This window comes from Mesorhizobium sp. (assembly GCF_017306585.1).
Taxonomy (GTDB): domain Bacteria; phylum Pseudomonadota; class Alphaproteobacteria; order Rhizobiales; family Rhizobiaceae; genus Mesorhizobium.
Map to the genome: position 1 here is coordinate 20,399 of NZ_JAFKIC010000187.1, position 9,226 is coordinate 29,624.

Below are 9,226 nucleotides of genomic sequence, written 5' to 3' on the forward strand. Positions count from 1 at the left end.
CGAAAGATTCTTGCGCCACCCGATCATCGAGAACCGCAATGCCACTCAAGGCCGACCTTGACGCTATCGACTGGAAGATCCTGCGCGAGCTGCAGTCGGACGGGCGCATGACCAATGTGGAGTTGTCGAACCGCGTCGGCATCTCGGCGCCGCCCTGCCTGCGCCGGGTCAAGCGTCTGGAGGAGAGCGGTATCATCCGCGGCTATCGCGCGCTGCTCAACGCGCCGGCCCTCGGCCTCGATGTCGTCGCCTTCTGCCTTGTCGGGCTGCATCACCAGGCCGATGCCGAACTGCGCACCTTTGCCGAGCGCACGCGCGGCTGGCCGATCGTGCGCGATGCCTGGATGGTCTCGGGTGAATCCGATTTCCTGCTGCACTGCGTGGCAAGCGACCTCGGCACGTTCCAGACCTTCGTCATCGAGGAACTGACCTCGACACCGAATGTCGATACGGTGCGCACCGCGCTCACCATCCGCAGGGTCAAGGATGAGGGTCTGGTTTCCTTCGAACGCCCCTGAGCCGGCCGGACCGACGTCGATCCCGCAAAATCCTTGCCCCGCAAAGTCCTTGTTCCGCAAATCCGTGCCGCCACACAGCCGCCGCGTTGGTGTTCGACAGACGCTGATATACAAGGGATGGACGGCAATGCCGGACTTGCCTGACCGGGCGCTTGATGGTTTCTCAAGCAATTGCGGGCAAAATATGTAACGGTTTTCCCGGGAAAGGCGCGCAACGCCTTCCCTCAGGGGATTGCGTGGGACAGACGGTGCAAGCAGCGCGTTTCCGGGGACGATCCGCCAAGAGAAGGGATCCATGACACGATTTGCAAGCCCGGTCTCGGCGCTCATCATCTGCGTCAACGAGGCCGACATGATCGGCCCGTGCCTGGAAAGCATCGATTTCTGCGCCGAGATCATCATCGTCGATTCCGGATCGACCGATGGCACCATCGAATGCGTGCAAGCCTATATCGCCAAGGGCTATCCGATAAAGCTGCTGCACAATGACTGGCCGGGCTTTCCGCGTCAGCGCCAGTTCTCGCTCGAGCACGCCAACCAGCCCTGGTGCCTCTCCATCGACCCGGACGAGCGTGTTGACGACGCGCTTCGGCGATCGATCGTGGCCGCCACTCAGGCGACCGACGGCAAGATCGACGGATGGTACATCCGCCGCCGCGATTGGCTGAAGGGCTACGGCTATGCGCACCGCTGGGTGCTGCACAACAGGCTGCTGCGCCTCTTCCGCCGGCAAGGCGCCACCATGGACCTCACCGCGCGCGTGCATGAATCCTTCCGCGTGCCGGGGGAAACCGACACGATCGAGGACGGCGTGCTGCTGCACAGGCGCGAAATATCGGTCGAGGAAGACCTCGCACGCGCCAACAGCTATTCCAGCCTCAAGGCCGTCACGCTGGTCGAGAAAGGCAAGAAACCCGGCCTGGTGCGGCTGGTGCTGTCGCCGCTCGGCAACTTCCTGAAATTCTACCTGGCCAAGCGCTACTTCCTGTGCGGCCGGCACGGTTTCGTCTACTCGATGTCGGTGATGATCTATTCCTTCGCCACCGAGGCCAAGCTCTACGAAGCCACGGAACGCGACGGACCTGTGTGAGTCTGGCTCAGGCGTCCGGTCCCAGCTTTTCGATGGCCGCGACAAGGCCGTCGCGATCGTCATCATCGCAAAGGCGCTGGATTGCGAAGCCGGGCCTGTCGGTCGCTTCCCCGTCCACCAGCCAGCCCTGCGCCAGGCCGGCGCCCTGCCCGGCCTGCATGTCGGCAAGCTTGTCGCCAACGATCAGCGAGCGCTTGAGATCGAGGTCGAGGCGTTTGCCCGCCTCGATCAGCATGCCCGGATTGGGCGTGCGCATCGGATGATCGGCAACCGCGAGAGGCCCGGCGCCCGCCTCGTGGTAGGCGCAGGCGAGCACCATGTCGACAGACACGCCCTGCTCGCCCAGCAGTTCGAGAACCCGGCTGTTCACCGCCGCGAAGGTGCTCCAGCCGAAATAGCCGCGCGCGATGCCGGACTGGTTGGTGACCACAATCACGGGAATGCCTATCCGGTTGGCGGCCGCGATCGCCGGCAGCATCTGCGGCCTGAGCTCGATCTCGGCCGGATCGCTGGGATAGTCGGTATCGACATTGATCGTGCCGTCGCGGTCGAGGAACAGAGCCGGCCTGCCGGGAGAAAAGACCCTGCTGCCGATCCGCTCCACCCAGAGGCCCGGCTCCACCAATGGATGCGGCGCCGCCTCCTCAGCCATTCGACATGCGCGTTTCCACCACTTCGCAGAGATGATGGTAGAGGCACAGATGCCCCTGCTGGATGATGGGCGTCGAGGTCGACGGCACGTTGAGCAGGATGTCGCAGAGCGGCGCGAGCTTGCCACCCGTGTCGCCGGTCAGGCCGATCACCGTCATGTCCATCATGCGCGCCTGCTCGGCGGCGGCCAGGATGCTCGGCGAATTGCCGCTGGTGGAGATCGCCAGCAGCACGCCGCCGGCCGAGCCATGCGCCTCGACCTGGCGCGAAAACACCGTGTCGAAGCCATAGTCGTTGCCCCAGGCGGTCAGCACGGCGGCATTGGCGGGCAGCGCGATGACGTTGTAGGCCTTGCGCTCCTTGAGGAAGCGGCCGACCAGTTCGCCCGCGATGTGGATGGCATCACTGGCCGAGCCGCCATTGCCCGCGATCAGGAAAGCCTTGCCCGAGGACAGCGCCGTCACGACGGCGCTGGCGGCGCGCTCCATCTCGCCGGTCAGGTCGCGCTCGACCATGGCGGAAATGGCGGCCGCCGAGCGGACCAGATAGTCGTTCAAGTCGGACATGGAACCCTCAATTTGCCGAGCCGCCGGCGCGCATCTTGCCGATCGTGTTGGTGGTGCTCTTGCCGGCGACGAGATCGACCAGCACGACGCGCCCGCCGGCCTTCTGCACCACGTCGGCGCCGACAACGGTCTCGATCGTGTAGTCGGCGCCCTTGACCAGAATGTCGGGCAGCAGCGCCTCGATCAGCGCCAGCGGCGTATCCTCGTCGAACACCACGACGGCGTCGACCGAGGCGAGCGCCGCCAGCACGCAGGCGCGGTCGTGCTGGTCGTTGACCGGACGGCCCGGCCCTTTCAGCCGCCGCACCGAGGCATCGCTGTTGAGACCGAGCACCAGCCGGTCGCACTGGCTGCGCGCGGCGTGCAGCAGGCTGACATGGCCGGCATGCAATATGTCGAAACAGCCATTGGTGAAACCGACGCTCAAGCCCTCTTCCTTCCACGCCGCCACCATGCGCGCAGCCGACGAGGCGTCGAGGATGGCGTCCTTGTGGGCGGTCGGCCCATGCGAGCGGAACAGCGCCCCGGTGAGTTCCTCGACGCTCAGCCGCGCGGTACCGCGCTTGCCGACCACGACGCCACCGGCGGCATTGGCGATCGAGGCGGCCGCGACCGGATCGGCGCCGGCGGCCAGCGCCAGCGCGAAGGTCGCGATCACCGTGTCGCCGGCGCCCGAGACGTCGAACACTTCGCGCGCCTGGGTGGCGATATGGCGCGCCTCCTGCGGGCCGACCACGCTCATGCCCTTCTCGCTGCGCGTGGCGACGACGAACTCGAAGCCATGCGCCAAGATCAGCTCGCGGGCGGCCTCGACGATCTCGTCATCGGCGAACACCGCATGGCCGACAGCCTCGCCAAGTTCCTTGCGGTTGGGAGTGATGGCGGTCGCTCCGGCATAGCGGGAATAGTCGCGCCCCTTTGGGTCGACCAGCACCGGTTTTCCCGCCTCGCGGCAGATGGCGATCAATTCGGCGGCGACGCCGTCGAGCAATATGCCCTTGCCATAGTCGGACAGGATGACGATGTCGGCACTTGCGAGCGCGGCGCGGAAATGCCGGACCAGTTCGGCCCGCTCAGCCTGGCCGAGCGGCTTGATCTCTTCCTCGTCGAAACGCAGCACCTGCTGGTTCAGCGCGCTGAACCGGCTCTTGGACGAGGTCATGCGTCCGCGCTGCTGCGAAAGGCCCGCTGTCTCGGCGCCAAGCTCGCCCAGCATCCGCACCAGGCTGTCGCCGGCGACATCGGTGCCGATCACCGAAACCGGGACGGCGCGCGCACCGAGCGAGATGATGTTGGCCACGACATTGCCGGCCCCGCCCATGGCGGACATCTCGCTGCGCCCGTGCAGCACCGGGATCGGCGCTTCCGGCGAAATCCGCTCGATGACGCCGTTGACGAAGCGGTCGAGGATGAGGTCGCCCACCACCAGCACGGTGACATCGCCAAAGCGGGCGATGGCGCGATGCAGAGGTTCGGGAGAAGGCGGATTGTGCTTGATCATGTCACTGGCAATGCGTGGGAAAGGCCGATCTCAATGGTGCTGAAAATTGTCAATTTACGGGCCGTATCGCCCATGGCGAAGCCGATATACCGCAAATCCGCGCAGCGCAACGGCAGCGCCGCGTCAGCTCTTCTGCAGGGCGACATGAACGCCAAGCCCGACCAGCACCGCGCCGCCCGCCCGTTGCATCAGGCGTTGCGCACGGCTCGAGCGCCGCAACCGCCCGATCAGCAAGCCGGCCAGAAACACGCAGGCGATGTCGGCGGAAGAAAACATGAGATTGACGATCGTGCCCAGCACCACGAATTGCAGCCACACCGGCAACGCCGCCGACGGATCGATGAACTGAGGCAGGAAGGCCATGAAGAAGATCGCTGTCTTGGGATTGAGCACTTCGACGGTGATGCTCTCGAAAAAGGCGCGGCGGGCCGATTTCCGCTCGATCGCCGGCAGCGCCATGTCGCCCTCCGCACGCTTGCGAAACAGCGAGACGCCGAGCCAGATCAGGTAGAGCGCCCCGATCAGCTTGACCGCCATGTAAAGCGGCGGCACGGCATGGAACAGCACCGACAGGCCGGCGGCGGCGGCGAAAACATGCACATAGCCGCCGAGATGAATGCCGAGCGCCGCCGTCAGCCCCGACCAGCGTCCGCGCGCCATGGTCTGCGCCGCGGCGTAGAGCATGGCCGGCCCAGGGATATAAGCGAAGATCGCCGTGGTGAGGAAAAACGCGATGAGCAGTTCGGTCGACGGCATTGTTTGTCCCTCGGTAGTTGCGTCTCTGACAGGCTGCGCCCTACTCCATACGGGCGATAGCACAGATATGGATATCTCCGAATTCATCCTATCAAACTTTTCCAGACGTTGGCGCTGCCCCTTACCTGCCTGCCGGCATCCTCTCCCCGTATAGAGACGGGGAGAGGGACGCTGTCATCGATTGTTTCGCCAATTGTCGACGCTGCAGGAAATGGCGGCGAGGTTGCGGCTAGTCCCTTCTCCCCGTCACTATACGGGGAGAAGGTGCCGGCAGGCGGATGAGGGGCGGCGCTAGTCTGACGTGGTTATCAGCAAGCAGCCTATGGCAACTGCCAGCCAAGCACCGCTGGATCTAATCACGATCCAACCCGGCAGCTTCAAGCATCTCGACATGTTCGGACGGTGCATCCTCCGCCGAGTAGGCCCGACGGCTTTCATCGCCGAAGCGAGCCTCATAAGCCTCAATGCTCATCAGGACGTATCTCGGCTTGTTATGGCGAGTGATGGAGACCGGCTGCTGGCTGGCAGCCGCGAGCACGTCGCCGAGATTCTGTTTCAGGTCAGTCGATGGATAGTGTTTCATTGGACACTCCGTTTTGACCATAATAGACAAAATGGACAAAACAGACAGGCTTGAAGGGAGCCAAGTCGTGCGGTCGCCTGCTTTATCGACAGCCCACCCTGCCTCCCTTATAAGGACCGGAATCGCAAGCAGCCAGAGGCCTTCATGATCATCGTCACGGGCGGCGCCGGCATGATCGGCTCCAACATCGTCGCCGCGCTCAATGCCGAGGGGCATGACGACATCCTGGTCGTCGACGACCTGACCGACGGCCACAAGATCGCCAACCTCGCCGATTTGAGGATAGCCGACTACCTCGACAAGGACGACTTCCTGGCCCGCATCGAGGCCGGCTCGCTCGGCCGCATCGAGGCCGTCTTCCACCAGGGCGCCTGCTCGACCACCACCGAGTGGAACGGCAAGTTCATGATGGAGGTGAACTACGCTTACTCCAAGCGGCTGCTGCATGCCTGCCAGGCGCTGCGCGTGCCCTTTCTCTATGCCTCCTCGGCGTCCGTCTATGGCGGCGGCTCGGAGTTCCGCGAGGAACCGGCGCTGGAGCGGCCGCTCAACGTCTATGCCTATTCGAAGAAACTGTTCGACGACTATGTCAGGCGAACGGTGTTCGATACGGATCATTCGCAGGTCGCCGGCCTGCGCTATTTCAACGTCTATGGCCCGCGCGAGGCGCACAAGGGCGCCATGGCTTCGGTCGCCTTCCACCTGTTCAACCAGGTCGAACGCGGCGAGAACCCGAAACTGTTCGGCGCCTATGACGGTTTCGGGCCGGGCGAACAGAGCCGCGACTTCATCCATGTCGGCGATGTCGCCGACGTCAATCTGTGGTTATGGAAACGCGGATCGAGCGGCATCTTCAATTGCGGCACCGGCCGCGCCCAGCCTTTCCGGGCCATCGCCGAAACCGTCATCGACACGCTGGGCAAGGGCGAGATCGAGTTCATCCCCTTCCCCGATCATCTCAAGGGCAGCTACCAGAGCTTTACGCAAGCTGATATGTCCCGCTTGCGCGCGGCCGGTTACAACGGTCAATTCCGAAGCGTCGAAACCGGCGTCAGAGACTATGTCGAATGGCTGAAAGCCCAGCGATCCTCGTGATCGGCCCACGTTGGGTGGGCGATATGGTGATGGCGCAGTGCCTGTTCTCGGCGCTGAAAGAACGCCATCCCGATGCCGCGATCGATGTGCTGGCGCCGGCCTGGGCCGCGCCGCTGGTCAAGCGCATGCCCGAAATCCGCCAGCAGATCGATTTTCCGCTGAAACCAGGCGCGCTCGAATTCACCCATCGCCGCCGCTTCGGCCGCCTGCTGCGGGGCCGCTATGACATGGCCTACATCCTGCCGGGCAGCTGGAAGTCGGCGCTGATCCCGTTCTTTGCCCGCATTCCACGCCGCTTCGGCCATCTGCGCGAAATGCGCTATGGCCTTTTGACCGACATCGTCCCCTTGCCCGATGCCTTGAAACGGCGCACCGCGCAGGCCTATTTCGGCCTCGCCCGGGGCGGCACGTTCCGGGCACCGCATCTCACCGTGGATCCAGGCAATCAGGCCGCCCTGCTCGACCGTTTCGGGCTGGCGCGGCAGGCATTCGTGGCCCTGATGCCCGGCGCCGAGTTCGGACCGGCCAAGCGCTGGCCAAGCGAGCACTATGCCGGCCTTGCCCGCGACTTCATGGGCAAGGGTTTGAAGGTCGCCCTGTTCGGCTCGAAGAACGACCGCGATGTGACGGCCGAAATCGCCGCCCTCGCCCCCGGCGTCGTCGACCTTGCCGGCCAGACCAGGCTGGAGGATGCCATCGACCTGATCGCGGCGGCGCGGCTGGCGATCTCCAACGACAGCGGGCTGATGCATGTCGCGGCGGCGGTCGGCACGCCTGTCGTCGCCATCTACGGCTCGACCTCGCCTGAAAACACGCCGCCGCTGGCGGAGCGCCGCGAGCTTGTCTGGCTCCATTTGTCCTGTTCGCCCTGCCATCAGAAAATCTGCCCCCTCGGCCATCTCAATTGCCTGAGGACCCTGGAAGTCGGGCAGGTCGCGGCTGCGGCGGAACGGCTGCTGGAGCTTCCGGCCGCGGCATGAAGGTCCTGATCGTCAAGACATCGTCGATGGGCGATGTCATCCACACCTTTCCGGCAGTCGAGGACGCCGCCTTGAATCGGCCGGACGTGTCTTTCGACTGGTGCGTCGAGGAAGCCTTCGCCGGCATCGTGGCGCTTCATCCGGCGATCGGCAGGATCCACACCGTCGCCATCCGGCGCTGGCGCAAGTCGCCGTTCAATGGCGCAACCTGGCGCGAGGCATCGGCCTTGCGCCGTGCCTTGCGCGAATGCCGGTACGATCTCGTCATCGACGCGCAGGGCCTGCTGAAATCGGCCGTCGTCGCGCGGCAGGCGCGCGCGCCGATCGCCGGCTTCGACCGTTCGAGCGCGCGCGAGCCCTCGGCAACGCTGTTTTACGATGTCACCTATCATGTTCCGCGCGACCTGCACGCCATCGAGCGGACGCGGCGGCTGTTCGGGCAGGCGCTGGGCTACCAGCCCGATCTCTCCACCCTCAACTCCGGCATCGCCGTGCCGGCGGGCACGATCGCCGCCATCGACGGGAAGACCGCCTTCCTGCTGCACGGCACCAGCCGCGAAGACAAGAAATGGCCGGTCGAGGACTGGATCGGAGCCGCCCGCTTGCTGGTCGGACGCAGCCTGACGCCGGTCACCACCTGGTCGAACGGGCGCGAGAAGGCCGTGGCGGAAGCGATCGCCATGGCCGTGCCGTCCACCGTGTTGGTGCCGAAATCACCGCTGGCCGAGATCGCCGCCATCCTCGGCCGCTCGACGCTGGTCATCGGCGCCGATACCGGCCTGACCCATCTCGCCAGCGCCTTCGGCCTGCCGACGGTCGCGGTGTTTCTGGCGACCGAGCCGGGATTGACCGGCCCGCGCGGGCCCTTTGCGTCGACGCTGCTGGCTGCGCCCGGCGGACGGGTTGAGCCGGCGGAAGTTGTGGCGGAGGCGGAAAGACTGCTGGAGCTTAGCCAGACAAATATCGGTAAAGACTGAGCTTTCAGTCGAATGATTGTGACATCAGCGTAGCCCCTCATCCGCCTGCAGGCCAATGAGGGGCAGCGCAGACCTGGCTGATCAGCCCGGACCCAAAGGTTCTAGATGAACTGCACCTGGACGATCTCATAGCCCCTGGCGCCGCCGGGTGCGTTGACCTCGATGGCGTCGCCGACTTCCTTGCCGATCAGCGCACGGGCGATGGGCGAGGAGATCGAGATGCGGCCGGACTTCACGTCCGCCTCCTGGTCGCCGACGATCTGGTAGGTCTTCTTTTCCTCGGTGTCCTCGTCGACCAGCACCACGGTGGCGCCGAACTTGACCTTGTCGCCGCTGAGCTTGGTGACGTCGATGACCTCGGCGCGCGCGATGAGGTCCTCGAGTTCGTTGACGCGGCCCTCATTGAGGCTCTGCGCTTCCTTGGCGGCATGATATTCGGCATTTTCGGACAGGTCGCCATGCGAGCGCGCTTCGGAGATCGCCTCGATGATGCGCGGCCGCTCTTCCTG

At 64.8% G+C, this 9,226-nt stretch carries 11 protein-coding genes; 5 read left to right on the forward strand and 6 right to left on the reverse strand.

Annotation, left to right across the window (positions count from 1 at the left end):
* Window positions 1–38 precede the first annotated feature (38 nt).
* Together J0I79_RS22725 and J0I79_RS22730 are read left to right on the forward strand one after the other, a co-directional pair.
* Window positions 39–518, forward strand: a complete 480-nt coding sequence (locus J0I79_RS22725; RefSeq protein WP_292864252.1) for an Lrp/AsnC family transcriptional regulator — start codon at window positions 39–41, stop codon at window positions 516–518.
* A 295-nt stretch (window positions 519–813) separates the two neighbouring features.
* Entirely contained in the window at window positions 814–1,608 is a 795-nt protein-coding gene (locus J0I79_RS22730) for a glycosyltransferase family 2 protein (RefSeq protein WP_292864254.1), read from the forward strand.
* 7 nt (window positions 1,609–1,615) lie between these two features.
* On the opposite strand, the gene gmhB is transcribed toward J0I79_RS22730, so the two are convergent.
* From gmhB to J0I79_RS22755, 5 genes are all read right to left on the reverse strand, one after another.
* Window positions 1,616–2,260 carry a D-glycero-beta-D-manno-heptose 1,7-bisphosphate 7-phosphatase gene (gene gmhB / locus J0I79_RS22735; protein WP_292864256.1) on the reverse strand — a complete coding sequence of 215 codons (645 nt, stop codon included), beginning with the start codon at window positions 2,258–2,260 and terminating at the stop codon, window positions 1,616–1,618.
* Complete coding sequence (locus J0I79_RS22740; RefSeq protein WP_292864258.1) at window positions 2,253–2,825, reverse strand: SIS domain-containing protein; 573 nt, start codon at window positions 2,823–2,825, stop codon at window positions 2,253–2,255. Before J0I79_RS22740 ends, gmhB begins: the two co-directional genes overlap by 8 nt.
* A gap of 7 nt (window positions 2,826–2,832) precedes the next feature.
* A complete protein-coding gene (gene rfaE1, locus J0I79_RS22745) occupies window positions 2,833–4,326 on the reverse strand; it encodes a D-glycero-beta-D-manno-heptose-7-phosphate kinase (RefSeq protein ID WP_292864260.1) in 1,494 nt (497 codons plus the stop codon).
* Between the two features lie 123 nt (window positions 4,327–4,449).
* Complete coding sequence (locus tag J0I79_RS22750) at window positions 4,450–5,082, reverse strand: LysE family translocator (protein WP_292864262.1); 633 nt, start codon at window positions 5,080–5,082, stop codon at window positions 4,450–4,452.
* Between the two features lie 352 nt (window positions 5,083–5,434).
* A complete protein-coding gene (locus J0I79_RS22755; RefSeq protein WP_292864264.1) occupies window positions 5,435–5,665 on the reverse strand; it encodes a type II toxin-antitoxin system Phd/YefM family antitoxin in 231 nt (76 codons plus the stop codon).
* Window positions 5,666–5,809: 144 nt separating this feature from the next.
* Between J0I79_RS22755 and rfaD the strand changes: the two genes are divergently transcribed.
* The 3 genes from rfaD to waaC are packed head-to-tail and all read left to right on the forward strand — an operon-like array spanning window position 5,810 to window position 8,717.
* Window positions 5,810–6,760 (forward strand): ADP-glyceromanno-heptose 6-epimerase, encoded by a 951-nt coding sequence (gene rfaD, locus J0I79_RS22760; protein WP_292864266.1) that lies wholly within the window; start codon window positions 5,810–5,812, stop codon window positions 6,758–6,760.
* The gene (gene waaF / locus J0I79_RS22765; RefSeq protein ID WP_292864268.1) at window positions 6,733–7,740 is read left to right on the forward strand and encodes a lipopolysaccharide heptosyltransferase II; all 1,008 of its coding nucleotides are present in this window, start codon (window positions 6,733–6,735) and stop codon (window positions 7,738–7,740) included. Before rfaD ends, waaF begins: the two co-directional genes overlap by 28 nt.
* Window positions 7,737–8,717 carry a lipopolysaccharide heptosyltransferase I gene (gene waaC / locus J0I79_RS22770; RefSeq protein WP_292864271.1) on the forward strand — a complete coding sequence of 327 codons (981 nt, stop codon included), beginning with the start codon at window positions 7,737–7,739 and terminating at the stop codon, window positions 8,715–8,717. The genes waaF and waaC overlap by 4 nt, the downstream gene beginning before the upstream one ends.
* 101 nt (window positions 8,718–8,818) lie before the next feature.
* Here the strand turns inward: waaC and greA are convergent.
* Window positions 8,819–9,226 (reverse strand): transcription elongation factor GreA (gene greA / locus J0I79_RS22775; RefSeq protein ID WP_292864274.1); only part of this gene is annotated, 408 nt, incomplete at its 5' end.